Raw genomic sequence first — 25,690 nt, 5'->3', positions numbered from 1 at the left:
CAGGCGAAATCCCTGCTCGGAGGCACATCATGACGATCATCACCACCACCCGGGAGATCCGGCTCGCGTCACGTCCGGTCGGCGAGCCCTCACCCGGCAACTTCACGCTCGCGACCGTCGGACTGCCCCCGTTGGCCGACGGTCAGGTGCTCGTGCGCAACACGTGGATGTCGGTCGACCCGTACATGCGCGGCCGGATGGACGAGGGCGAGTCGTACATCCCGCCGTTCCGGCTCGGCGCGGCGCTGGAGGGCGGCGCGGTCGGCGAGGTCGTCGCGTCGAGGTCGGACGCCGTGCCGGTCGGCGCGACCGTGGCCCACTTCCTCGGGTGGCGCGAGCACGCCGTCGTCGACGCGTCGGCCGTGACCGTCGTGGACACCGCGATCGCGCCGGCGTCCGCCTACCTGGGCGTGCTCGGCACGCCGGGGCTCACCGCGTACGTGAGCCTGACCGAGATCGCGCCCGTGCGGCCCGGTGACGTGGTCTTCGTGTCCGCCGCCGCGGGTGCGGTCGGCAGCGTGGCCGGGCAGATCGCCAGGCGGCTCGGCGCGTCCCGGGTCATCGGCTCGGCGGGCGGGCCGGTGAAGGCCGAGAAGCTGGTCGGGACGTTCGGGTTCGACGCCGCGCTGGACCACAAGGCCGGTCCCGTCGCCGAACAGCTGGCGTCCGCCGCGCCCGACGGCATCGACGTCTACGTCGACCACGTCGGCGGTGACCACCTGGAGGCGGCCATCGGGGCGATGCGCGACGGCGGCCGGATCGCGCTGGTCGGCGCGATCAGCCAGTACAACGCGACCGGACCCGTGCCGGGGCCGAACCTGTACCCGGCCGCGACCAAGCAGCTCAGCCTGCGCGGCATGGTGGTCAGCTCCTACCTGCACCGGTTCCCCGAGTACGTCGAGCGTGCCGCCGGGTGGCTGGCGGACGGCGGTCTGCGCGCCGAGGAGACCGTGTCCGACGGGCTGGAGAGCGCGCCGGAGGCGTTCTTCGGCGTGCTGCGCGGCGCCAACACCGGCAAGATGCTCGTCCGCCTGGACGCGCGGTGAAGGCGCTCGTGGTGGTGGCCCACCCGCGCGCCGACTCGCTCACGTCACAGGTGGCGTCCAGGCCGGTGGACCACCTGACCGCGCAGGGCGTCGAGGTGGACCTGCTCGACCTGCACGGGGAAGGTTTCGACCCGCGCATGACGGTCGAGGACGAACCCGACTGGGCCGACCGCGACAAGGTGTGCTCGGCGCCGGTGCGGGAGCACATGGCCCGGATCGAGGCGGCGGACCTGCTGCTGGTGGTGTTCCCGGTCTGGTGGTTCGGGCCGCCGGCGATCCTCAAGGGGGGGATCGACCGGGTGTGGAATTACGGCTTCGCCTACGGCCGAGGCCGCCCCCGCCTGACCGGCAAGCGGATGCGGTGGATCGGGCTGGCGGGTGAGGCGCGGGAGACGTTCGCCGAGCGCGGCATGGACGACGTGCTCGACCGGCAGCTCCGGGTCGGCGTGTCCCACTACTGCGGGATCACCGATGCCCCGCTGACCCTGCTGCACGGCACGCTCGCCGGCGACGACCACGTCCGCGGGTTGCTCCGGGACGTCACCGGCTTGGTGGACGTCGTCGCGGGACGTTGAGGGTCGGCGCGGCGGTCGCCTCTCGGCGAGTGGCTCGACGCGGCTCCAGCCGAACGGTATTCCGCGAAGGCGCTGGGTGAGGCCCGGGGACACGACCGCACCGACCGAGTGTTCCAACGGTCGGTGGGCGCTCGGTGTTCCCGCCTCGCCGTGGCTTGCGTCACGGTTCCTCAGCTTCCGCACGCTACCGTACGGCGCGTTGACCATACGCAAGCGTACGGGGGTGTCGTATGACGGTGTTGGCCCTGCTCACGGCAGGTGTGCTGGTGCTCGTGGGCGCGTTGCACGTGCTGTGGACCTTCTCGCCGTGGCCGCTGCGGACGCGGGAGGAGTTCGCCCGGCTGGTGGTGGACGTGCCGCCGGAGAAGCTGCCTTCGGCAGGTCTGACGCTCGCGGTGGCCGTGCTGCTCGGCGTGGCCGCGTACCTGGTGGTCGGCCGGGCGGGACTGGTGGGCGTGCCGGGGCCGGCGTGGCTGACGGTGGTGGGCACGGCGGGCGTGGCGGCGGTGTTCCTGCTGCGCGGAGCGGGCGGCCTCGCCGTGTCGTCCCGGAAGTCGACCGAGTTCGCCCGGCTCGACCTGCGCGTCTACTCGCCGCTGTGCCTGGCGCTGGCCACGTCCTGCGCGGTGATCGCGTTCGGCGGCTGACCCGTGACGCGCCGGCCCGTGGGATGGTGATCGGCCCCCGCCCGGACTCGAGGTCCTGACGGGGGCCGACGGCTTGCGACGACGCGGTGGAACGTGCGTCGGGGACCTACTTGGCGCAGCCCGGCAGGTGCGGGTGGCGTTCGCCGCGCTCGACCGACTCCTTGGCCAGCGTGCACTGCATGACGTCGTAGGCGGGCTTGCGGGTGAAGTCTTCCCACATCACCGTGGCCGCGCCCTCGCCGGCGAAGAACACCGGCACCCAGGAGTACTTGTCGGTGAAGCCCCAGATCGTGAAGGAGTCACAGCCTTCGACGTTGAGGCAGGCGACCAGAGTCCGGTTGTAGTAGTCGGCCTGCTTGGCCAGCATCTCCGCGGTCGGCACGCCGTTCGCCGGCAGGTCCATCCGCACGTCCAGTTCGGTGATGGCGGTGCCGAGACCGAGGTCGGCGAACCGCTTCAGGTTCGTCTCCAGGTCACCGGGGAAGCCGTACCGGGTGCTGAGGTGCGACTGGGCGGAGAAGCCGTGCACCGGCACGCCCTGCGCCTTCAGGTCCTTGATCAACGCGAGGTAGGCGTTGCTCTTGGCGTTGACGCTCTCCACGCCGTAGTCGTTGAAGTACAGGTCGGCCTTGGGGTCGGCCTCGTGCGCCCAGCGGAACGCGTCCGCGATGATGCCGGGACCGAGCTCGCGGATCCAGATGTTCTCGGTGGTGCGCAGCGAGCCGGTCTCGGTGAAGATCTCGTTGGCCACGTCCCACTGCTGGATCTTGCCCTTGTAGCGGCCCACGACGGTGGTGATGTGCTCGCGCAGGATCTCGCGGAGCTCGTCGGCGGTGAAGTCGCCCTGCTCCAGCCACTCCGGGTTCTGGCTGTGCCACAGGAGCGTGTGCCCGCGGACGACCTGGCGGTTGCGCTGCGCGAACTTCACGATGGCGTCGGCCATCCCGAAGTTGTAGCGGTCGCGCTCCGGGTGGATGTACTCCCACTTCATCTGGTTCTCGGCGGACACCGAGCTGAACTCCTTGGCCAGCACGGAGCGGTACTCGAGGTCCTTGGTGAACGGGTCGGGGTAGGGCTGGTCCTCGTGGTGGCCGCCACCGGCTGCGGCGGTGCCGATGTAGAACCCCTTGGGCGCCACCCAGCGGAGGCTGTCCTTCTTCGCGTGGCCCGCGGCAAGGTCACCCGTGTCGGGGGAGGCCGCGGCCACGAGGGCCAGCGGAGACGTCAACGCCATCGCGGCGAGCGCGGCGGTGACGAGGCGGATCGGCTTCATGGCGGTCTTCGCTTTCTCGGACGACTACGACGGCGGCGTTCGAAAGTTTCGTCATTGATCCGGCAATTTTCGAGATGCCGGACCCTAAGACGGCCGCCGGGCGATCGTCAAGCCTTCGTCAGGTACTCACCGCCGCCCGTCGGTGCTGGTCGGAGAGTTTTGTCGGTGTCAAGCCCTACCGTGGTCGCCGAACGGGCGAGTGAGTGACCGGGGGGCGCGCAGATGAGGAAACTGGCGGTGGCGCTGATCGCCGTGCTGGGACTGGCACTGGTCCAGGGCGGGGCAGCGGGTTCGGTCGGGGCTTCGGGCCCCGGGTGGAACGCGACGTGGGCCGCCTCGCCGCACGCGCCGACCGACGCGTTCGGGCCGGGTTGGGGAACGGTCGGTTTCGACGACCACACCGTCCGCCAGGTGGTGCGGGTCAGCGACGGCGGCGCCGCGGTGCGGATCAGGCTCTCCAACGCCTACGGCACGTCCCCGCTGGTCGTGACCGGCGCGACGATCGCGCGGACGGTGCAGGGCGCGGCCGTGCGGCCGGGCACGGTGCGGCACCTGACGTTCGGCGGCCGGCGCTCGGTGACGGTGCCGGTCGGCGGTGAGGCGGTCGGCGACCTCGCGCCGCTGGCCGTGGCGCCGCTGAGCCGGGTGACCGTGACTCTGTACCTGGCGGGGAAGACCGGGCCCGCCACCGGGCACACGTTCGCGAGCGCGACGAGCTGGCGGGCGTCCGGCGACCACCGGGCCGACGCGGCGGCGGACGTGTTCACCGAGACGTCGTCGTCGTGGTTCTACCTCAACGCCGTCGAGGTCGTCGACCCCACGCCGCGGCGCGAGGTCGTGGTGGCGTTCGGCGACTCCATCACGGACGGCACGGCGTCCACCGTGGACACCGACAGCCGCTACCCGGACGAGCTGGCGGAGCGGCTGGGCGGACGGCGCGGTGTGGTGAACGCGGGCATCGGCGGCAACCGCGTGCTCAACGACTCGTCGTGCTTCGGCGAGAAGGCGACGTCGCGGTTCGAGCGCGACGCCTTGGCGCAGCCGGACGTGCGTACGGTGATCCTGCTGGAGGGCATCAACGACATCGGGTTCAGCCAGGTCGCGATCGACTGCACCACGCCCAACCCGGTGGTCACGGCGGCCGAGCTGATCGAGGGCTACCGGGAGCTGATCGGCAAGGCGCGCGCGAAGGGCGTGCGGGTCGTCGGCGGCACGCTCCTGCCGTTCAAGGGCGCCCTGTACCACACCGAGGCGGGTGAAGCGGCGCGGGACGAGGTGAACGCCTGGATCCGCACCGCCGGCGAGTTCGACGCGGTGGTCGACTTCGACCGCGAGATGGCCGACCCGGCGGACCCCGACGCGTTGCGGCCCGCCTACGACAGCGGCGACCACCTGCACCCGAACGACGCGGGCTACCGGGCGATGGCCGAGGCCGTCGACCTGTCGGCGCTGTAGCGGGGGCCGGCTCTCCCGAAACGCCCTCCCGACAGCCGTCGGGAGGGCGTTTCGTCGAATTGCGGTCGAATGCGCGTCGAATGCGAACGCCTTGTGCGCCACCACTTCCCATTCCCGCGCACGCTTGGTTACAGTGCGATTTGGGAGCGCTCCCAGCCCACCCATGGTCACTACCAACATGGTTGTCCTCAACGAGGAGGAGAGAGTGGCGCTCATATCCGTCCGTGCGAGCAAGAGTTCGCTGGCCAAGGTCTTCGCGACGTTCGCGGTCGTCGCCGGGCTCATGGCGAGCATGATGACCGGCGTCGCCCAGGCGCACGGGTCCACCGTCGACCCGCCGTCGCGCAACTACGGCTGCTGGCAGCGGTGGGGCAACGATTTCCAGAACCCGACGATGGCCCAGCAGGACCCCATGTGCTGGCAGGCGTGGCAGGCCGACACCACCGCCATGTGGAACTGGAACGGCCTGTACCGCGAAGGGGTCGCGGGCAACCACCAGGGCGCCATCCCCAACGGCCAGCTGTGCAGCGGCGGCCGGACCGGTGGCATGCGGTACGCGGCGCTGGACAACCCGGGTCAGTGGAAGGCCGCGACCAAGCCGCGGCAGTTCACGCTCGACATCTGGGACCAGGCCCGCCACGGCGCGGACTACCTGCGGGTGTACGTGTCGAAGCAGGGCTATGACGCGACGACGACGCCGTTGGGCTGGAACCACCTGGACCTGGTCGCGACGACCGGCCGCTACGCGCCGTCGGACCACTACCGGGTCGCGGTGAACGCGGGCAGCCGCACCGGCCGCCACGTGGTCTTCGCGATCTGGCAGGCCAGCCACTCGGACCAGTCGTACTACTTCTGCAGCGACGTCATCTTCCAGTAGACGGGCCAGGTTCCGCGTCCACCCGGGCAGGGGTGGGCGCGGAACCGCGGCCGTCACCGGTCGGTGGACATGCCCTGGTCGTTGCCGACGCCGAGGTGGGCCGCCCCGTTCCGCGCCTCGGGGAAGGGCGGTGCGTGCGGAACACCGCCGCGGGGTGTGGTGTCCGTCAGACCTTGCCCGTGCCGGCGCCCTGGGTGACGAGCGCCTTCACGTCGGCGGGCGGGTCGAGGGAGTACTGGTAGTAGGTGCGCGGGTCGGTGACCGTGCCGCCGACGACCGGCTTGCCGCTGTTCACGTAGACGTTGTTCCGCTCGACGATGTTGCCCTTGGGCCCGGAGTAGCTGGTGGTCATGGGCTCTTCGACGTTGTCGAAGTAATTGCCCTCGATCCAGCAGCCGGACTGGGCCTGGCACGCCGGGCCGGTGTCGCTGTTGTTGAGGAAGTAGTTGTTGAAGATGTGCACCGGGTTGCCGAACCGGGTGCGCGGGTTGCGCTGCGAGGTCTTGTTGAAGAAGTTGTGGTGGTAGGAGACCTTCAAGTAGCCGGTGTCCTGCGCGCCATTGCTGTCGGAGTGCCCGAGCAGCATGTTCTTGGCGTGGTCGTGGACGTGGTTCCACGACACCGTGACGTAGCTGGACCCGCGCTTGATGTCGATCAGCCCGTCGTAGCCGCGGGAGAGGTCGTTGTGGTCGATCCAGACGTGGTGGCTGAACATCTGGACGTTGATCGAGTCGTCCGTGGCGTTGCGGAACACCAGGTTGCGGATGATCACGTTGTGCACGGCGTCCGCCGGTGGTGTGGTCGTCTCGCTCACCGGCAGGCCGATGGTGAACCCGCCGCCGGTCACGCCCGACGCCGCGCCGACGCCCACGATCGTCTTGTCCGAGCTGACGTCGTGCATGCCGGCCGGCAACGTGATCATGCCCTGCACCCGCACCACGCGCGGCCCGGTCGCCTTGATCGCGGCGATGAGGTCGGCGGCGGTGGACACCGTGACCTCGGGGCCGCCCGCGCCGCCGGTGGTGCCGTTCTGGCCGAGGGCGTTGACGGCGGCGAAGCCGATCGGCGCGCTGTCGGCGGCGGTGGCCGTGACGGGCGTCGCCACGGCGAGACCGCCGAGCAGCGTCGCGGCGAGCGCGACCGCGGTGCTCTTCTTCACCGCGCCACCCCCTGGACGCGGCCGACACCGGCGCCGGCCGTGACGATGCGCGGCACGGACGCGGGGTCGTCCACGGTGTAGCTGTAGTAGGTGCGCGGTTCCACGACGGCGCCGAGCGTTTCCGGCGCGCCGGAGCCCGCGTAGATGTTGTTGCGCTCGATCACGCGTCCCGGCCCGCTCTTGTCGTAGCCGGACAGGACCGGGTGGGCGACGTTCTCGAAGTAGTTGCCCTCGACCACGACCCCGGCGTCCATGGTGGACGCGACGCCGTAGAGCGAGTTGCCCCGGTAGTAGTTGTTGTAGACGTGCACGGGCTCGCCGAAGCGCACGCGCGGGTGGCGCTGGTCCGTGCCGTCGAAGAAGTTGTGGTGGTAGGTGACCCGCAGCTTGCCCTTGTCGCTGGTGTAGGTGTCGGAGTGGCCGAGCAGGGCGGCCTTGCTGTGGTGGTGGAAGTGGTTCCACGACACGGTGACGTAGTCGGAGTTGCGCTTGATGTCCAGCAGGCCGTCGTAGCCGTCGGACAGGTCGCAGTGGTCGATCCACACGTGGTGCGCGGAGTTGGTGACGCTGATCGAGTCGTCCGAGGCGTTGGTGAACCGCAGGTTGCGGATGATCACGTTGTTGCCGGGGCGGGTGGTGGAGCCGAGTTGCAGCCCGCCGCCGGTGATCTCGGCGGTGGAGCCGACGCCGACGATGGTCTTGTTCGCGACGACGGTCAGCATCTCGTCGCCGGTCTGGATCCGGCCGGACACGGAGATGACGTACGGCTCCTTGCGGCCGACGTAGTCGGCGAGGGCAGCGGCCGTGGTCACGGTGACCGCCTGGCCGCCCGCGCCGCCGGTGGTGCCGTTCTGGCCCAGCGCGGTGACCCCGGCGAACCCGTTGGCGGCGTCCAGCGGGCCGACCCCGGCCCAGGCGGCGCGTGGCACGGCGGCGGCCACGGCGGCGAGTGCCGTGCCGGCGAGCAGCCGACGACGGTTGATGGCGCTCATGTTCCTGGTCCTCCTGGGCTCAGATCCGGCCGACGCCGGCACCGGCGGGGACGGTGGTGGGCAGGGTCGACGGATTGTCGGGGGTGTAGGCGTAGTAGGTGCGCGGTTCGACCACCGTGCCGAGGGTCTGCGGCGTGCCGGAGTTGACGAAGACGTTGTTGCGCTGCACCACGCGTCCCGGTCCGCTCTCGTCGTAGCCGGAGTAGATCGGGTGCGGCACGTTCTCGAAGTAGTTGGCCTCCACCAGCACGCCTGCGTTCTCGGTGGACGCGACCCCGTACAGGCGGTTGTTGCGGAAGTAGTTGTTGTAGACGTGGATCGGCTCCCCGAAGCGGACGCGCGGGTGCCGCTGCTCGGTGGCGTCGAAGTAGTTGTGGTGGAACGTGACGCGCAGCTTGCCGGTGTCCTGGCCCGCGTTGGAGTCGGAGTGGCCGAGCAGCGCGGTCTTGCTGTGGTCGTGGAAGTCGTTCCACGACACGGTGATGAAGTCGGCGCCCCGGACGATGTCGATCAGGCCGTCCGCGCCGCCGCTGAAGTCGCAGTGGTCGATCCAGATGTGGTGCGAGGACTGCTGGATGCTGATCGCGTCGTCGTCCGCGCCGGTGAACGCGAGGTTGCGGATGATCACGTTCTGCCTGCGGTACATGTCGAGGCCGCCGCCGCGGATCTCCGCGCCGGGCAGGCCGATCACGGTCTTGTTGGACCGCAGGCCCTGCTTGCTGCTGAACGTCATGATCCCGTCGACCTGGATCACGTAGGGCTCGTTGCGGTCGCAGTAGTCCAGGAACGTCTCGGTGTCCCGGACTGTGACCACGGGCCCGCCGGCGCCGCCGGTGGTGCCGTTCTGGCCGAGGGTGTTCGTGCCGGCGAACCCGTCGGCGGTCTGGAACGGCGCGGCCCACGCCGGGCTCGTGGTGACCGGGCTGGTGCGGGCGGGTTCGGCGGTCGCGGCGCGTGCTGCCACGGCGGTGAGGGCCGTCGCGGCGGCGCCCGTGAGGAGGCTGCGCCTGCTGATGTCGCTCATCGTCGGTGCTCCTGTCAGATGCGACCGGTGCCCGCACCGGCGGGCACGATCGTGGGGACTTCGGCGGCGCGGTCGAGGGAGTAGGTGTAGTAGGTGCGGGGTTCGACCACGGATCCGCGGAGCTCGATCTCGTGGTTGCACTCGACGAGGATGTTGTCGCGGGCGACCATCCGGCCCAGGTCGCCGCTGAAGTCGACCCGGCCCGGGTTGTTGACGCTGAAGAAGTAGTTGCCCTCCAGCACCACGCCCGCGTTCATCGCCGAGGCCACGCCGTAGCTGTTGTCGCGGTAGTAGTTGTTGTAGACGTGCACGGACTCGCCGAACCGGACGCGCGGGTTGCGCTGGTCGGAGCCGTCGAAGTAGTTGTGGTGGTAGGTGACGCGCAGTCGGCCGATGTCCTGCGCGCCGTTGTCGTCGTCGTGCCCGAGCAGCAGCGTCTTGTCGTGGTCGTGGAACCTGTTCCACGAGACCGTGACGAAATCGCTGCCGCGTTTGATGTCGACCGCGCCGTCGTCGCCGTTGGAGAAGTCGTTGTGGTCGATCCAGATGTGGTGGCTGAACATCTGCACGTTGATCAGGTCGTCCGTGGCGCCGGTGAGGGCGAGGTTGCGGATGATGATGTTGTGCACCGCGTCGGCCGGGGGAGAGGTGACGTCGTCGTCCACCGGCAGGCCGATGTTGAGCCCGCCGCCGACGAGCCGGGCGTCGGAGCCCAGGCCGATGATGGTCTTGTCCGAAGCGACGGCGTGCATGCCGTCCGTCGTGCCGGTCGGCAGCGTGATCGTCCCCTTGACCTGCACGACCAGCGGTTCCGGTCGGGCGATGTAGTCCAGGAACTGCGCGGTGGTGGTGGCCGTGACGACGGCGCCGCCCGCGCCTCCGGTCGTGCCGTTCTGTCCCGATGCGTGCACCGAGGCGAACCCGTCCGCGGTGGTCGCGGCCAACGCCGGCGCGGCGCCGGGCACGGTGGCCGCGGTCGTGGCCAGCGCGGCGGCCACGACGACCTCCAGCAGGGCGCGCCGGTGCCCGGGAGATGTGGGCATGGCTATTTCCTCTCCCGTATGAGGGGTGAGTTCAGGGGTTATCGGGAAAGCGCTCTCTGATCGCACCGTAGCGCATGTTTCCGGCGTGTCAACGGCCGGTGGCGACCCCGGTTCGAGGTTCACATATGTGGCCGCTCTATTCGGTGAACGGGTTCACATATGTGGTGCCGGAGACCCATTCCGGGTAACCGGGAATGCTCCACGCGACTATTCTCGCCCGCCGCGCGCGAAGGCGGTGCTGGTCTGGAACCGCCGACCGCGCCCCGCCGGGCTCGTCCCGACGAGACGCGGTGGCACTGGGTTCCAGCGGTGCCCCCACCAGGAGTCGAACCTGGGACCTCGCCGTTCGTAGCGGCGCGCTCTGTCCTGCTGAGCTATGGGGGCCTGGTCGTGCGGTATTCCTCCGGGGTTGCCGAAAAATGGCTTCCCCGGTCTGCCGATGCTCTTTTCGGTGGTGCGTTAAAAGAGAAAGCCGCCCTGGTCGGTTCCCCGACGGGCGGCTCCCTCGACCGGACCTTTCAACAGGTCACGGCGGGGAGCACGGGCTGCCCGGACGGCGTCGACGCGTGTTCGTCATGTCCGCTCCTCGGCTCGGTGTGCGCCCATCGTGCCGACCGGCACGGGGTGTCGTCAAACTATTTCCAGGTCATTCTTCGAATCCGGTGGCGGATCGTCCGCCCGGTGCGCGGAATCCACCGCTGAAAGCCGACCGGGCACCGGGGGAAGCACCCCCGCCGCCTGGTCGTGACCTCGTCAGCCGAGCTCGGCCAGGCGACCGGTGGTCGGCGCGAGCACCCGTTCGATCCAGGCGGCCTGGTCGCCGTCCGGCGATCGCAGGATGACGGTCTCGACGCCGAGGTCGGCGTAGCCCTCCAGGGCCTTGGCGCACCCGTCGGCGTCGTCGGGCAGGTCCCCGAGGTGCACCACGGTCTTGCGGATCGCGTCGTAGTCACGGCCCAGGTCGTCGCAGTGCCGGCGCAGCACGTCGAGCTTGTGCGGTGCCTCGGCGGGGGACGGGAGCAGGAGGTTGCAGGCGTCGGCGTAGCGGGCGACCAGCCGCAGGGTCTTCCGCTCGCCGTTGCCGCCGATCATGATCTCGGGGTGCGGCGCGCTCACCGGCGCCGGCTCGCACAGGGTCTCGGCCAGCCGGTAGTGCTTGCCCTCGAACGGGCCGTTGTCCGCCGGGTCCCACATCCGCAGGCAGATCCGCAGCGCCTCCTCCAGCCGTTCGAAGCGCTCGCCCAACGGCGGGAACGGCACGCCCAGCCCGCGGTGCTCGCGCTCGTACCAGGCGGCGCCGATGCCCAGCGTCGCGCGACCGCCCGACAACACGTCCAGCGTGGTGACGTTCTTCGCCAGCAGGCCCGGGTGGCGGTAGGTGACGCCGGTGACGAGGGCGCCGAGCCGGATGGTGGAGGTGTGCGCGGCGAGGAACCCGAGCGCGGTGTAGCTCTCCAGCATCGGGTCCTCGGCGCCACCGTTGTGCTCCATCTGGAAGAAGTGGTCCATGACCGACAGCCACCCGATCCCGGCCGCCTCGGCCGCCGCGGAGGCGGCGGCCAGCTCGGGGCCGAGCCGCGCCGCACCCTGGTTGAACCGGTTGATGTGCACACCCAGTCGCACGTCGTGCTCCGTTCTCCACCTGCTCCGCCATCGACGGCCGGGACGCTAGTGGCTGGAGCGCGCTCCAGGTCAACAGTCGTCCGGCGGCAGCAGTCGCAGCGCGTCGGCGTGCCGGCCGGTCCGGACCAGTGCCGCGATCCTGTGCACGTGCCTCGTCGTGCCGGACCTCCAGACGCACACCGGGGTTGCAGCGCCAGAACACCAGGCCCCGATCGGCCCGGGGTTGTTCGGAGAACGTTGTTCAGCCCATCGGCCACGAACCTGAACAACGCCGAAGCCCCTAACGTCCGACCCGGTCAGCGCCGACGAGCCCGTGTTCCACGCTCTGTGCACGACGCACCTCCACGGCTCCGCGGCGCCGATCACCACCGGAGGAATGGGGAGGAACTCGTGTCGGGTTCGAGATCACGAAGGCGGACGGCCTGGCCGGCCGCGGTGCTCACCATGGGGGTTGTCGCCGCGATGGCCACGCCCCTGGCAACACCCGCGGCGGCGGCGCCGGCCGGGGGCGCGCGGGGAGGCGAGCCGGCCGGCGCGAAGCGGGTCGTCACGCTCATCAGCGGGGACCGGGTCGTGCTCGACGGGGACCGGGTCGCTTCGGTCACCGCGGGTCCGGGCCGGGAGGGCATCGGCTACCTGACCTTCCAACGCCGGGGCCACGTGCACGTCGTCCCGCGCGACGCGGCCCGTCCGCTCGCCGAGGGCCGGTTCGACGCGCGGTTGTTCGACGTCACGGGACTGGTCGAGGCGGGCTACGACGACGCGCGGCGCGACCGCGTGCCGCTGATCGTCAAGCGCTCCGGCGACCGGGCAGCGTCGCTGGACGCGCTCCGGGTCGAGCGGGAGCTGCCGACCGTGCAGGCGGTGGCCACGACGGCGGCCAAGGCGTCCGGGGCCGACTGGCAGGCCTTGCTGACCGCTCCCGGCGTGGCGAAGGTCTGGCTGGACGGCGTGCGCCGGCCCGTGCTGGACCGCAGCGTCGCGCAGATCGGCGCGCCCGCCGCGTGGGCGGCCGGGTACACGGGGGCGGGCGTGAAGGTCGGCGTCGTGGACACCGGCGTCGACGGCGGGCACCCGGACCTGGTGGGCAGGGAGATCGCCGAGCGCAACTTCACCAGCGACCCCGACTCCACCGACACCATCGGCCACGGCACGCACGTCGCGTCGACCATCGCGAGCAACGGCACGCGGTACCGCGGCGTCGCGCCCGGAGCGCAACTGCTCGACGCCAAGGTGTGCGGTCAAGCGGGCTGCGCCGAGTCCGCGATCCTCGAAGGCCTGCGCTGGACCGCCGAGCAGGGCGCGGACGTGGTGAACGTCAGCCTGGGCGGCGCCGACGGGCCCGAGGTCGACCTGTTGGAGGAAGCGGTCAACACCCTCTCCGCGACGCACGGCACGCTGTTCGTCGTCGCGGCCGGGAACAGCGGCGCCGCCGAGACCGTGGGTTCGCCGGGCAGCGCGGAGGCCGCGCTGACCGTCGGCGCGGTCGACCGGGACGACAGCATCGCGGACTTCTCCAGCCGCGGCCCGCGCACCGGCGACGGCGGCGTCAAGCCCGACATCACCGCGCCGGGCGTGGACATCGTGGCCGCCAAGTCGAGGGGCGTCCCCGGCGCCGGTCCGGCGGACCACATGGCCGCCTCCGGCACGTCGATGGCGACACCGCACGTCGTGGGCGCCGCCGCGCTGCTCGCGCAGCAGCAGCCCGACTGGTCGGGTGACCGGCTCAAGGCCACGTTGATGGCGGCGGCCGAGCACAACCCCGACCTGACGGTGTTCGACCAGGGCTCCGGCCGCGTCGACTCGGCCGAGGTCATGACCACGACGCTCACCACGTCGCCCCCGAGCGTCAGCCTGGGCGTGCAGGCGTGGCCGCACGACGACGACGTGCCGCTGAGCAAGGCGATGACCTACCGCAACGCGGCCGCCGTGCCCGTGACGCTCGACCTCGCCGTCGAGGCGCGCAACCCGGACGGCACACCCGGCCAGGCCGGGCTGTTCACCGTCACCCCGTCCACGGTCACCGTCCCGGCGGGCGGCGAGGCGGCGGTGACGGTCACCGGCGACGGCAAGTCCGGCGCGGTCGACGGCGCGTACACCGGCCTGGTCGTCGCCAAGAGCGGCGCGGACGTGCTGCTGCGCACGCCCGTGTCGATCAGCCGCGAGGTGGAGAGCTACAACGTCCGGTTCACCCAGCTCGACCGGTCGGGCAAACCGGAGGGCAACTACTCCGCGCTGCTCATCGGCGTCTCCAACGACCGGTTCAGCATGATCACCGACACGGACGGCGACGTCACGACCCGCGTGCCCAAGGGCGTCTACACCGCCGTGTCCGAGCATCGCTTCGGCGAGCCCGGCATGGCTGTGCTGCTCCGGCCGGACGTCACGGTCACCGCCGACACCGAGGTGGTCTTCGACGCGCGCGCCGCGGCCCCGGTGAAGATCACGCCGCCCGACCGGGCCGCCACACCCAGGTTCGGCTACGTCGCGTTCGGCCGGCGCCACGAGGACGTGATGTCCGTGATGGGCCTCGTGTACCCGGAGGGGTTCCCCTCGGACATGGCACTGGGCACCAGCGGCCCGGAGCTGCCCGCGGCGCAGTACGGCGTGCTGATCGGCGCGGAGTTCGCAGGCTTGCCGGTCGGCGGGAAACCGGTGTCGTACCGGCTCGCGTGGGAAGAGCGCGGCAAGGCGCCCACCGGTTTCGTGCGCAGTCCGGGCAAGGACGAGCTGGCGGAGGTCGGCACCGCGTTCGGTCCGCGCCGCCCCGGTCGGATCGGCGAGCACTCCGGCAGCGCGGCGACCACCGACGGCATCTACGGTGTCGGCGGCGCGACCGCGGTGGAGCCGTCGGCCGGCGCGATCGACCACGTGCTGGCGGCGAACGTGACCTGGCGCTGGCAGTTGTTCCAGGGCACGCCCGAGACGCTGGAGACGGCGCTGCTCACCCCCGAGCGCACCTACCGGACGGGCCGGAAGTACGCGGAGGCGTTCGGCTTCCCGGTCATCGGCCCGACACCGCCGCACTCGGCGGCGCCCTACCTGTTCCGCGTGGGCGACGTCGTGGTGGCCGACCTGTGGCTGTTCGGCGACGGCGCGGGCAACCGAGGCGACTCGCTGACCGGCACGTCCCGGACCACGCTCTACCGCGACGGCGAGAAGGTGGACGAGACACCGCTGCCCGGCATCGGGGCGTTCCCCGTGCCGCCGGGAGCGGCGGACTACCGGCTGGAGGCGGAGAGCTCGCGGTCGAGCGAGGTCGCCGAGTTCAGCACCCGGGTGCACTCGGCGTGGACGTTCCGCTCCGACACCGCGCCCGGTGACGGACGGCAGGCCACGCCGCTGACCGTCGTCCGCTTCACCCCGAAGCTGGACGGGAACGGCACGACCGGCGCCGGCCGGACCCTCTCCGTGCCGCTGGTGGTCACCCAGCAGGAGGGTGGCGACAACGGGCGTGTGCAGCGCCTGCGCGTGGAGGTGTCGTTCGACGACGGCGGCACTTGGTCCGAGGCTCCGGTGATCGGCCGCACCGCGCTGGTCCGCAACGCCGCCGGGGCGGGCGCGTACGCCTCACTGCGGGTGAAGGGCGCGGACAGCAAGGGCAACACGTTCGAGCACACCTTGATCCGCGCGTACAAGCTCCGGTAGGGGTTCTTCGCGCTTCACCGTGGGAACGCAGCGGCGGATCCCCTTCTCGACGGGATCCGCCGCTGTGCACGTCATCGCCGGCTGAGCAGTACCGACTCGGCGATGACGGCCTTGGCTGCCGACACCGACACCAGACACAGGTCCCGAGGGTTGGTGTGCCACGGGCTGCACTGCAGGGCTGTGGCGGCAGTTCGCACGGCGTGGCCTCCGGCTTCGGCTGCAGGGGTCTTCGCTATCGCCATCAAGGCCCGACCTCGTTGGTCCGACCTGACGACGGAGGAGGCGACTTCCGCCGCCCGGCTGTAGTGCCCCGCCACCGCGATCGCTTCGGCGACATCGGCCACCACCTGGCTCTGTTCGTAGAGATCGGTCATGGACTGCGCGGTCGCCACCGCCCGATCGTGATGACCCGCCCTCGCCAACACCACCGCCACGCTTCCCAGGGCCCGACTGCGCCAGTCGGGATCGCTCACGGTGTCGGCCGCGTCCAGCGCCTGATCGAGCGTGGCGGCAGCCAGGTCGCGCTGCCCGGCTCTCGTGACCGCCTCGGCCAGCGCCGCCAGCGCCTCACTGCGCCAACGGGGATCAGTCACGGCGCGGGCGGCACCCAACGCCTGGTCGAGCGTGGTGTCGGCCCGGTCGTGGTGGCCGGCTCTCGCCAGCCCTTCCGCCGCGGTTGCCAATGCCCGGCTCAGCTCGAAGGGATCGCCGATGGAGAGGGCGACGTCGATCGCCTGATCGTGGTTCTCAGCCATCGTGAACGCCTCCACCGCATCCGCCAACGCTCGGCCGTGCTGTCCGGCATCGGTGATGGAGCGGGCAGCTTCCAGCGCCCGGTCGAGCGCCACGGCCGCCCGGTCACGGCGACCTGCCGTGAGAAGTGCTCCGGCAGCCCGCACCAGCGCTTCGCTCCGCTGGCTGAGGTCGGCCACCGACGCCGCAACCTCCAGCGCCTGATCGAGCACCGCGGCGGCCTGGTCGTGGAGACCGGCTGCCACCTGCGCCTCGGCTACGCGCGTGAGGACCCAACTCCGGTGGAAGGGGTGTCGGGTGGAGCGGGCGATGTCCAATGCCTCGTCGTGGTGGCCGGACTTCGCCAACGCCTCGGCCACGCGGTTCAACGCCCAAGCCTGGTTGGGCGCGCCGATGACGGCACGGGGAATCTCCGAGACATAGCTGAAGACCTCGGCGGCCTGGTCGTGGTGACCGGCTTCCACCAGCGCGTTCACCGTTTCGACCAGCGCCTTGTTCTTGAACTCGAGGTCGGTGGCGGAGTAGGCGGTGTCGAGCGCCTGGTCGAGCACGGCGGTGGCCTGGTCGTGGAGACCGGCTGCCACCAGCGACTCGGTGACGCGTGCCAGGGCCCGACTCTGCAACTCGAGGTAGGTGATGGAGCGGGCCGTCTCCAACGCTTCGTCGTGGTGGCCGGCCCTGGCCAGCGCTTCGGCCACGCCGACAAGCGCACTGCCCTGCCAGTAAGGCTCAGCGATGGATCGGGCGATCTCCAACGCTCGATGATGATCACCGGCCTTGGTGGACGCCTTGACGACATACGTGAGTGCACGGCTTTTCGCGTCGGGGCTGATGATCGAGTCAGGCGGAGGGATGGAGCGTGCGATTTCCAGCGCCGACTCGTGCCTGCCCGCCTTCGCCACCAGCTCGACCACACCGGCCAGCGCATCACCTCGCTGTGCGGGGTCGCCCGTCACGGAGCGCGCGGCCTCCACCGCCTGGTTGATCACTGGGGTTATCCGGCCGTGGTGACCGGCAGTCGCCAACGCCTCGACCACACATCCCAGCGACCGGTTCCGAGAGTCGATCTCGTCGATGGTGTTCGCGGCTTCGAGCGCCTGGTCGAGCGCGTCGCCGGCGGCATCACGGTGACCGACAGCCGTCAACGCCGTTGCCACGCACGCCCACGCCCGACTGCGTGCGTCGGGGACGAGGATGGAGTGAACGGCCTGGGACGACTGGTCGATCACCTCCGCGAGCAGGCCACGACCGTCGGCCTTCGACAGCAGTGCTTCGACCACGGTGGCAAGTGCCCAGCTCCGCTCCCACGGGCTGCTGATGGAGAGGGCGACGCTCAACGCCTGGTCCCGCAGTTCGGAGGCTTGCCCGCGGCGACCGGGGGCCGGCAGGGCGCTCGCCGCACGTGCCAATGCCTCGCTCCGGGAACTGGGTGCGGTGATGGAACCGGCGACATCCACCGCCTTGTCCGGATCACCGACCTCCAGCAGCGCCTCCACCACGAACGCCAGCTCCCGGCTCCGCGGATCGGGATCGGCCACCGAGTCGGGATCGGTGATCGAGCGGGCGGTCTCCACTGCCTCGTCGAGAACCGAGGCGACCTGCTCGTGGAACCCACCCCGCGCCAACGCCCTCGCCGCGTGGACCAGAGCCCGGACCCGTTGGTGCGGACCGGCCGTGGACCGCACGAGCGCCATACCGCGGTCGTGCCGGCCGAGCCGGATCCAGAGCGCGGGGATCACGGCGGGGACGTTGGCGTTGCGGTCGCGGAGGTGGTCGCGATGCACGGCGAGACGCGCGACAGCGGGCAGGTCCGGAGGTTGCCGGGCGACGTGGGCGTCGAGGGTGGCGGAGATCTGGGTGAGGGCGGCGCTGTCACCGCCGGTGACGGCCAGGAGTCGATCATGGCGGTGGGCATCGGTGCACAGCCAGGTCGCACGGTCCAGGTCGCCGACGCCCATCACCATGGCGTGGTAGCCGCGCAGCAAGTACTCCGGTGTGCCGGCCGGCCAACCACGACGGTGGTAATCCTCTGCCCAGGAGTCGATCCGTGCGCGATAGGCGTGGAGAACGGGCTCCAGGATGCGCTGTGCCGCGACGTGGATCTCCTCGTGCCCGAGGAGGTAGACGTCCGGTGCGCCGTCCAGGGCGAGGTCGCCGGGGCGGCGGGCGAAGCTGCGCCCGGTCGAGGTTTCGAGGTGGTCGCGTACCTGCCACTGCCCCGTGCCGGTCAGCGCGGCGAGGTCCTCGACGGTGAGACCACCGCCGGAGGCGGTCATCAGGCCCAGCATGTCACGTTCCACCGCGGTGGCGGCGAGGAGTCGTTTGAGGTCGCGTTCCATCTCCTGCCGCAGCGTCAGCGCGTGCGGTGAGATCTCCAGAGTGCGCACGACAGCCGGCTCGCGCAGTGGGTGGTGCTGGTCCACGTCACCGGGAATCGGCGGATCCGGGCGTCCCGTCACGATCACCCGCATGCCGTCCGGCAGCACGGCGGGCAACAACGCCGCCACGCTGTGCGCGTCGTGATGGGTGCTGTACCCGCGATCCTCGTCCAGGCCGTCGACGACCAGCAGCAGGGTCTCGCCCCGGGCCCGGCAGACTCGGGCGAGTTCCGCGAGCAGCCCCAACAAGTGCGCCTCTCGCGTCGCAGGGGTCAGCAACGGCGGCACCTGCTCGCCCAGAAGCGTGAGGACCTGCTCCAAGACCGCCTCGACGAACGCCGCCCGATCCGACTGGCCCGGCAGTCGCGCCGTGACGAAGAACGGCACCACCCGCACCCCGGGCGGTGGATTGAGCACGAACCACGACATCAACGCCGTCTTGCCCGCCCAAGCACCCGCCTGCCACCACCGGTAGCAGCCGCCGGCCTCCGGAGATCGGGCGAACTCCGCCAACTCCAGCAGCTCCGCCTCACGATCGAGCAGCCGTCGCGGCGCGATCTGCTGCACCTGGAACCGATACCGAGTCCGCACCGGCGCACCGGTCCGCAGATTCACATCACCGACATGCACGCCGCTGTTGGCGTAACCGCCTGTCGACGCCCGGGCGGCGCCGGTCCCCGAGGCGTGCTGCAGCTCCACCGCGGCATCACGACCCGCCTGGATCACCGCCGCTCGGGTCGACGCATGCCCCTGCTGGGTCGGGTTGCCATCACCCGGGCCGGCCAACTGATCACCACCACGCACACTTCCACCCCGCCGCTCGTGAACCGCGATTCCCCGTCCTTGCGCGGACCCGGCTCGGTGAGACGGATCGGTCGAGTGGGCACCGTCGACGACCGGCGCCCGTCGGTCACCGCCGGGCAGGCGTGCCGTCCGTGACCGCGCCGGTGACCGACGCGGTGGAGGAGAACAACCCGAGGCCCAAGAGGATCCGCTCGACCGGCTCGACCTCCGTGTCGGCCACCGTCGGCACGGTCAGCAGCGCGCTCAGCTCGCCGCGCGGGATGGCGGCAATCGGCTGCACCCGAGTTGTCGACAACGGCCGCGAGGGGAGCGGGTCCTCGAAGGAGACGTTGCGGCGGAACCACAGCTCGTCGACGTCCGTGGTGGACAGCTCGGCGCCCTCGGGGACGACCGGCCGACCCACGACGACGATGTTCCGGTCGGCCGGCGCGGACAGCGTCACCCGCCAAGCCAGGGCGCCGCCCTCGGTGACCACGTCCGTGACCGGGGTGGCGGTGAAGGTCGGCTCCGGGTCGTCGTTCGACACGGTCAGCCGGTCCGCGTAGCGACCGACGACCGCGCCCCGCACCGCTTTGACCAGCACCGCGCGCCTCGCGTCCAGGTTCCAGCGGGTGTTGCCGGTGACCTGCACCGGTACCTCGAGCTCGTGCCGGCCCGGCTCGACCTCCACCAGCCGCTCGGTGTAGGCGTTGTCGCCCTCGTTCTGGACGAACACGCGCACCGCGCCCGCGCCGCTCCCGGTGACCGAGACCGGGAACCGGACGGTCCGCGCGCCCGAGTCGCGCTCCTCGACGGTCAGCGCGCCCACGTCGACGCGCGGCAGCGCGACCGGCCGCGGATCGGGCAGACCGGGGGCGTACCCGTGGGCGTCGACGAGCCACGCCTGCCCGGAACCGCCGTGCGGGACGAGCTCCAGCTCGGCGACGCGGCGCAGGTCGATCCCACGCGCGGGCAGCGGCACCCGCACCTCCTGCGCCCAGCGGGCGGAGATCCGCGCGGTGGAGGGGAGCCCGTCGAGCGCCACCGACCCCAGTTCCGCGCGGCGCCCGGCCGCGTCGGTGAGGGCCACGTCGAAGCGGGTGGTCGCGCTGTTCGGCGGCACGGCCAGCCTCAGCGCCAGCTGCCGCGACCCCGCCAGGGACACCGGCGCGCCGGGGCGCACGGTCGAAGCCTGCCCGTCGGCGGTCCACCCCAGCGCCACGGCGAACCGGCCGGACTCGGGCACGATGCGGTTGAACCGGGCGAAGTGCGGCGACGGGCGGGTCTCGACGGGGTCGACGCACGCCGTGGCCGGGTCCGCCGAGACCTGCGCGCACACCCGCGCCGAGCCGTCCGCCGAGGTCGCCCCGTCGGGCACGACGAACGGGGTGCGGGCGCCGCCGACGGCGTGGGCGAGCACGCGCGCCGGGTCGGCCGACGGGGCGCGCACGCCCGAACCGTCCAGCAGCGGCAGCACCCGCCGGTCGCGCGTGACGAACAGGCGCGCCGCCGCGGCGATGTAGGTCGCGGAGGCGGTCTGCTGCCGCTCCGGCGTGAGCCGGGTCGCCGTTCCCGGCGAGCACACCGGGTCCTCGGGCGGGGAGCGGAAGTCGTCTTGGGCCGGGGCCTCCGCCTGGCCGGGCGTCCACTCGGTGTTGAAGTAGTTGTGGTTGGCGCCGACGAAGTACAGCGCGCTGTGCAGGGCGGCCCCTCGGCTCACACCGCGGGTGGCGTCCACGAACAGCTGACCCTGGAGGTCGGACACGTCGCCGTCGCAGCCCGGCAGGATCGTCACCGACGGCACGTCCGGCGCCGGGTTGTGCGCGAAGACCGTCGGGCCGATCAGCAGTTGGCCCTTGATCGTCCAGCGCACCGGGCCGTCGTGGCCGCTGCCGGGGGCCGGTGGGGAGAGGCTGTCGACCGCGGCCCGGTTGACGCCCTCACCGCCGCGGGAGTGCCCCACGAGGACCACCTCGTCGAGGTCGGCGATCGGCGCGGCACGGACCACCTCGGGCGCGGAGGCCCGGCCGGGGCCGGCCCAGTCCGCCCACCGCGCCAGGTGCGCGCGCACCAGCGCGGACCTGGCACCCGCGCCTTGTTCCAGGTCCAGGTCCTCGTGGGCGTTGACCGCGTTGGCCGACACGGACACCGTCACGTAGCCCTGCGAGGCCAGCAGCCGCTGCGCCTGGAGGTAGCCCCGGTGGCTCGGCACCGGCTTGGTGGGTGTCGGGCAGGGCCACGCCAGCACCATCTCGGCGCCGTTGTAGCAGGTGATGTGCCTGCCGTGCAGGAACAGCGCCAGCGGGCGGCGGCCCGGCGCGTCGACCGGCGCGACGACCACGGCCTCCATCTCCAGCGGCACCGCGTAGCCGGGCATGGTGATCGGGTCCAGCCCGTACTCCCCGGTGGACGTGGCGAACGGGCCGGGCCTGCCGGGATCGGCGTCCCCCGCGGGCAGGAGCGCGGGCGTCGCCGCGACCGCTTCGGCCGACGGGGGAGTGGGCTCCTCGATGTCCAGACGTGTGCCCGACACCCGCACTTGGAGGGCGTCGACGTCCTCGACCTCCGTCGCGTCCAGGGTGTAGGTGCGCAGGTCCGCGGACGCTCGCGGCAGCCCGAGCAGCCGGTCGCCGTCCCAGAACTCGACCGCCGCGCCACCCGGCGGGATCGGGGAGGTCGCCGTCCAGGCCAGCCCCGTGCCGGTGATCGCCCACCCGGGCCGCGGTGGTGGGTCCGGCGCTTGTCGGACCTGGGCCGTCGCCGTGACCGGTGCGGCGAGGGCCGCCGCCACCAAGGCCGGCAACAGCAGTTTCGCCAAGCGCATGTGGCCCTCCGATCGAGCGGTAGTCGATCAGTCCTAGCAGTGCCGGGCATCGCGTCACAAGCATTGTCGAAATACTTTCGTGCTATTGGGCGGAACACTTCCCGAAAGTCCCTCCCGTGCGCCGTGCGGTCCAACGACCAGCGCCGTTCGGCGCCGTTCTTCCCCCTTTCGCGGAATCGCCTACACAGATCGCACCGTGACTCTTTCCGCTGCCGGCGACCCTGCTGATCGATGCATCGGGCAACGACTCTGCCCCCGCGTTGCCCTCCCGTCCCTCGACGCTGGACGGCGTCGCCTGAACCGACCCCGCTGCGCACGGCGGTCGACCAGGCGGTCGACGGGCACGCCGAGGTCCACTACGCCCGGGCTCGTCCGACAACGCCGACTTCAAGTCCCTGGTCACCCACATAGGTCACTACGTGCGCCTGAAGGACCCCGCGCAGAGGCAAGTACCGGCGACTGACCTATTAGGACGTGTCCTCACAGCCAGATGGGCAGTGTGGCGAGGTCGATCATGGCTCGGTAGGAGGTGGCGGTCTTGTCGAAGCGTGGCGATGGCGTGGAACTGCTTGAGTCGGTTGAAGCAGCGTTCGACCACGTTGCGGCGTTTCTAGGCGGTGCGGTCGAAGGCCGGTGGGCGGTCGCCTGACCGGCCTGTGCGTCTGCGGATGGCCTGCTGGTCGCGGCGTTCCGGGATGGTGGCCGGAATGCGACGTTTGCGCAGGTGGGCGCGGATGGCTTGGTCGCGTGGCCCTTGTCCGCGATGACGCGTGCGGGTCTGGTCGCCGGGGCGGCCGGGACCTGGTCGTCGGAACTCGATGCCGGCCATGACGGTGGTGAAGCGGGTGCAGTCGTTGACGTTGCCGCCGGTCAGCACGATCGCGGGCGGCCGTGGCCGTCGCAGGCGAGGTGGATCTTGGAGGTGGGGCCGCCGCGGGAGCGGCCGATGGCATGATCAGCTGGCTCGCTGTGCCCGCCGCACGACCCGACCGCCCCCTGTGTGGGACGCGGTCGTGCTCGTGCGGCGGGCGCCGGCGGCGCGCTGATGGGCCCGCACGATGCTGGAGTCCACCGACGCCTCGCGGTCGAGTTCGTCGATCGCCTCGGCGACGACCCGCACCTTCCCGACCAGTGTGGTGAGGGTGCCGTTGCGCGACCAGCGCCAGAACCGGTTGTAGGCCGTCTTCCACGGCCCGTACCGTTCCGGCAGGTCACGCCAGCGACACCCGTCCTGGCCTTGAACAGCATCCCGTTGATCACCCGACGGTCGTCCACCTGCGGACGCCCTTCCGCGCCCGAGGGGCAGCAGCGGCTCGATCGCTTGCCACTGCTCGTCGGTCAACTCGTGCCTGCGTACCACGACCCAAGATCAAAGCAGTTCAGCACCACCTGCTTTGAAGACAGGCCCTAGGGAACTTCCGGGCCTCCGGTGGCGCCGTGGAAGATCGGGACGGCTTCGGCGAGTCGTCGGGCGAGCGTCTGTCGTCGGCTTCGCTGTTCATAGCGCGAGCGGTATTCGGCCGCCTGCCGGTCGGCGTGCAGGCGCGCGGCGAACTCGTGTTGCTCTGCTGTCAGGGAGGTCGTCGCCATCATGGTCAGCTCGGTCCGGACCTGTCGGAGGGCTCCGGCGGTAGCGACTGAGTCGCGATATGGCCTGTTGTGGAGAAGCGGCCGATTCCTGGCGTCGACTGCGGACAGGTCGTAGCGCCCGATCCAGATCTGTTGCCTGACCCACAGGTTGTCGCGACTGCGCGGCGAGATCCAGAACGGTTGTTGCCCGTCGAGGGCTCTGCGGAGGCCGCGGTGGAGCACAGGCGCGCTGTCGGAAACGACTCCCACCGCTCGGCGGTCACCGAAGGCGCGGACCCGTTCGCCGTACACCCAGTCGGGAACCTCGTCCGCGAAGGAGGTGTCGACGGGCCTGTAGCGCAGCGACGACGGCACGTTCGCCACCGAGTCCTCGAACAGGACTTCGCCCGCGACGTCCTCGATCCGCAGGTGCAGGTCGCGGTCGTCATCGGCGAGCAACGCGAACAGGATCGTGTCCGGATCGTCGAGCACCTCGCGGGCCCACACCGCGCTCACCGCCCGGTCACGCGCCTTCCGGACGGCGGCGACCTGCCGGGTGGCCTCGTCGATGTGGCGCGCGCAGTGGTGCCGTCCGTCCTCGGCCGCCGGCAGCGGCGTGAAGGACGTCGTGCCGCAGGTGGCGCAGGTGCGTCGTTTCGCGTTGGCCGCCGCGACGTGCGGCGGGGTCGGGATGTGTTCGGCGTCGGCGACGGCGTAGAGGGCGCTGGTGGCGCCGGACTGCCTGAGCAGGGTCGCCACCGGCGTCTGCAGCACGGCGGTGCGCAGACGGGCGGACTTCAGCATGGACAACGTGGCCAGGACCCCCTGGGGCAGGTGATCCTCGCGGTAGAGCGGGCGTCCCGCCGGGCAGTGCGTCGCGCGGGACGCGGCGGCAGCGGCGACATCCGCCGGTGTCGGCGTCGCCCGCCAGCGGGACGTCGGGAGCGCGAGGACCTGTCCGGCTGGACGGCCCAGCGCGGGCGCGGTGAGCACGACCCGCAGCACAGGCCCGAACTCGGTCCACTGCGCCGCGAGCACCACCCCGATCAGGCACTGGCTCGCCTGGTCGGCGTGGCGGTCGAACGTGGCGAGCACACCGGTGAGCAGATGCCACCGGCTGTCCGGCTCGCCGACGACCGGGAACAGCTCGTCTGGGAGGTCCACGGCGGTGCCCCGCAGGACCTTGTCCATCGCGACACCGCCGGACTCGCCGGTCAACGACCTGCGGGCGCGCACCGCGTGCTCGACCGCGTCCACGATCGCCGCGGCCTGGCCGCCGTCCCGTGTGCTGTCGAGTGCGCACGCCGCGCTGTTGTAGGAGGGGATGTCGGCGACGCGGGCCAGGACCCGGACGTGACGACGTCGTTTCGCGTCGGTCTTCTTCGGCATGGCGTTTCGTCCGTTCCGGCACGACCGTCCCACGCCGGCCCTGCCGTCATGACGAATGAACGCACGACCGGTGGTCCGAGTTGGTGCACGCGGGCCCGAAAGGACCGTGGCCGACAGCGTCACCGAACCGTCGTGGGCCGGGGTGACAGCGACCGAGCGTTCGCGTCATGACTCGCGGCGACGCTAGCACGTCCGAAAGGGCTGCTTGTCTGCCGTGGGCCCGACGGCGCCGGCGGGCCCGGCCGCTGGTCGACCTCCGAAGCGACCCGCCCTCGCGTCCGCGCGGTGGAGCTTTCGTCCGGCGGCGTACAGTCAATTGGAGCCGTCGAATTTGTTGTCGCGCAACGACAGTCGTCCCCGACGGGCAGGTGTCGACCGGCAGCGCCGCGCGTCGTTCCGCCCGCACAGTTCCCGGTGGCGGAACTGTCGCGCCGATCACGGGACGACGACCGAGCAGATTCACCGAATCGAGGGAATCCCCGATCGGAGTGCGGTGCGGCCACCGAGGTGGCCGCCAGCAGCATCAACGCCAGCAGCTCGCGATCTCCGGCTTCTCGGCCGGCGCGAACGCCACGTACCAGGCGTGCGGGTTGGTCGAGCGCACGTTCTCGCCGTGCTCGGCGGTGCCGGTC

At 71.3% G+C, this 25,690-nt stretch carries 16 protein-coding genes and 1 tRNA gene; 6 read left to right on the top strand and 11 right to left on the bottom strand.

The genetic code is table 11. The features are described from left to right. Positions 1-29 precede the first annotated feature (29 nt). The 3 genes from AB0H12_RS35030 (at position 30) to AB0H12_RS35020 (ending at position 2,268) form a co-directional block, all read left to right on the top strand. Positions 30-1,046 carry an NADP-dependent oxidoreductase gene (locus tag AB0H12_RS35030; RefSeq protein WP_499628693.1) on the top strand — a complete coding sequence of 339 codons (1,017 nt, stop codon included), beginning with the start codon at positions 30-32 and terminating at the stop codon, positions 1,044-1,046. Then, a complete protein-coding gene (locus tag AB0H12_RS35025) occupies positions 1,043-1,621 on the top strand; it encodes an NAD(P)H oxidoreductase (protein WP_499628692.1) in 579 nt (192 codons plus the stop codon). Before AB0H12_RS35030 ends, AB0H12_RS35025 begins: the two co-directional genes overlap by 4 nt. A gap of 230 nt (positions 1,622-1,851) precedes the next feature. Continuing rightward, on the top strand, positions 1,852-2,268 hold the full coding sequence (locus AB0H12_RS35020; protein WP_499628691.1) for a DUF3995 domain-containing protein: 417 nt from the start codon (positions 1,852-1,854) through the stop codon (positions 2,266-2,268). Between the two features lie 106 nt (positions 2,269-2,374). On the opposite strand, the gene AB0H12_RS35015 is transcribed toward AB0H12_RS35020, so the two are convergent. Further along, positions 2,375-3,541, bottom strand: a complete 1,167-nt coding sequence (locus AB0H12_RS35015) for an endo-1,4-beta-xylanase (protein WP_499628690.1) — start codon at positions 3,539-3,541, stop codon at positions 2,375-2,377. A 222-nt stretch (positions 3,542-3,763) separates the two neighbouring features. Here AB0H12_RS35015 and AB0H12_RS35010 point away from each other — a divergent pair, with 222 nt between their 5' ends. Both AB0H12_RS35010 and AB0H12_RS35005 read left to right on the top strand, forming a co-directional pair. Then, positions 3,764-4,996, top strand: coding sequence for an SGNH/GDSL hydrolase family protein (locus tag AB0H12_RS35010; RefSeq protein ID WP_499628689.1), 1,233 nt, complete (start codon positions 3,764-3,766; stop codon positions 4,994-4,996). A gap of 283 nt (positions 4,997-5,279) precedes the next feature. After that, complete coding sequence (locus AB0H12_RS35005) at positions 5,280-5,873, top strand: lytic polysaccharide monooxygenase auxiliary activity family 9 protein (RefSeq protein ID WP_230568550.1); 594 nt, start codon at positions 5,280-5,282, stop codon at positions 5,871-5,873. 166 nt (positions 5,874-6,039) lie between these two features. Here AB0H12_RS35005 and AB0H12_RS35000 read toward each other — a convergent pair whose 3' ends face one another. The 6 genes from AB0H12_RS35000 to AB0H12_RS34975 form a co-directional block, all read right to left on the bottom strand. Continuing rightward, positions 6,040-7,032 (bottom strand): pectate lyase family protein, encoded by a 993-nt coding sequence (locus AB0H12_RS35000; protein ID WP_499628688.1) that lies wholly within the window; start codon positions 7,030-7,032, stop codon positions 6,040-6,042. Beyond that, positions 7,029-8,024, bottom strand: a complete 996-nt coding sequence (locus AB0H12_RS34995) for a pectate lyase family protein (protein ID WP_499628687.1) — start codon at positions 8,022-8,024, stop codon at positions 7,029-7,031. Before AB0H12_RS34995 ends, AB0H12_RS35000 begins: the two co-directional genes overlap by 4 nt. A gap of 19 nt (positions 8,025-8,043) precedes the next feature. Continuing rightward, positions 8,044-9,048 carry a pectate lyase family protein gene (locus tag AB0H12_RS34990; RefSeq protein ID WP_499628686.1) on the bottom strand — a complete coding sequence of 335 codons (1,005 nt, stop codon included), beginning with the start codon at positions 9,046-9,048 and terminating at the stop codon, positions 8,044-8,046. Positions 9,049-9,062: 14 nt separating this feature from the next. Continuing rightward, entirely contained in the window at positions 9,063-10,091 is a 1,029-nt protein-coding gene (locus tag AB0H12_RS34985; protein WP_499628685.1) for a pectate lyase family protein, read from the bottom strand. Between the two features lie 310 nt (positions 10,092-10,401). Further along, positions 10,402-10,475 (bottom strand) — tRNA-Arg (locus AB0H12_RS34980). Positions 10,476-10,844: 369 nt separating this feature from the next. After that, on the bottom strand, positions 10,845-11,714 hold the full coding sequence (locus tag AB0H12_RS34975) for an LLM class F420-dependent oxidoreductase (protein WP_499628684.1): 870 nt from the start codon (positions 11,712-11,714) through the stop codon (positions 10,845-10,847). A gap of 444 nt (positions 11,715-12,158) precedes the next feature. Between AB0H12_RS34975 and AB0H12_RS34970 the strand changes: the two genes are divergently transcribed. After that, entirely contained in the window at positions 12,159-15,362 is a 3,204-nt protein-coding gene (locus tag AB0H12_RS34970) for a S8 family peptidase (RefSeq protein WP_499628683.1), read from the top strand. A 71-nt stretch (positions 15,363-15,433) separates the two neighbouring features. On the opposite strand, the gene AB0H12_RS34965 is transcribed toward AB0H12_RS34970, so the two are convergent. The 4 genes from AB0H12_RS34965 to AB0H12_RS34950 form a co-directional block, all read right to left on the bottom strand. Beyond that, complete coding sequence (locus AB0H12_RS34965) at positions 15,434-19,279, bottom strand: hypothetical protein (protein WP_499628682.1); 3,846 nt, start codon at positions 19,277-19,279, stop codon at positions 15,434-15,436. Between the two features lie 124 nt (positions 19,280-19,403). Then, positions 19,404-22,100 (bottom strand): hypothetical protein, encoded by a 2,697-nt coding sequence (locus AB0H12_RS34960; protein ID WP_499628681.1) that lies wholly within the window; start codon positions 22,098-22,100, stop codon positions 19,404-19,406. Between the two features lie 955 nt (positions 22,101-23,055). Further along, positions 23,056-23,460, bottom strand: coding sequence for a transposase (locus AB0H12_RS34955; protein WP_499628680.1), 405 nt, complete (start codon positions 23,458-23,460; stop codon positions 23,056-23,058). 47 nt (positions 23,461-23,507) lie between these two features. Beyond that, positions 23,508-25,058, bottom strand: a complete 1,551-nt coding sequence (locus tag AB0H12_RS34950) for a hypothetical protein (RefSeq protein ID WP_499628679.1) — start codon at positions 25,056-25,058, stop codon at positions 23,508-23,510. Between the last annotated feature and the right edge of the window lie 632 nt (positions 25,059-25,690).

Source organism: Actinosynnema sp. NPDC023794 (genome assembly GCF_040639675.1).
Taxonomy (GTDB): Bacteria; Actinomycetota; Actinomycetes; order Mycobacteriales; family Pseudonocardiaceae; genus Actinosynnema; species Actinosynnema luteola.
This window is presented reverse-complemented; position numbering and strand designations above follow the sequence as displayed.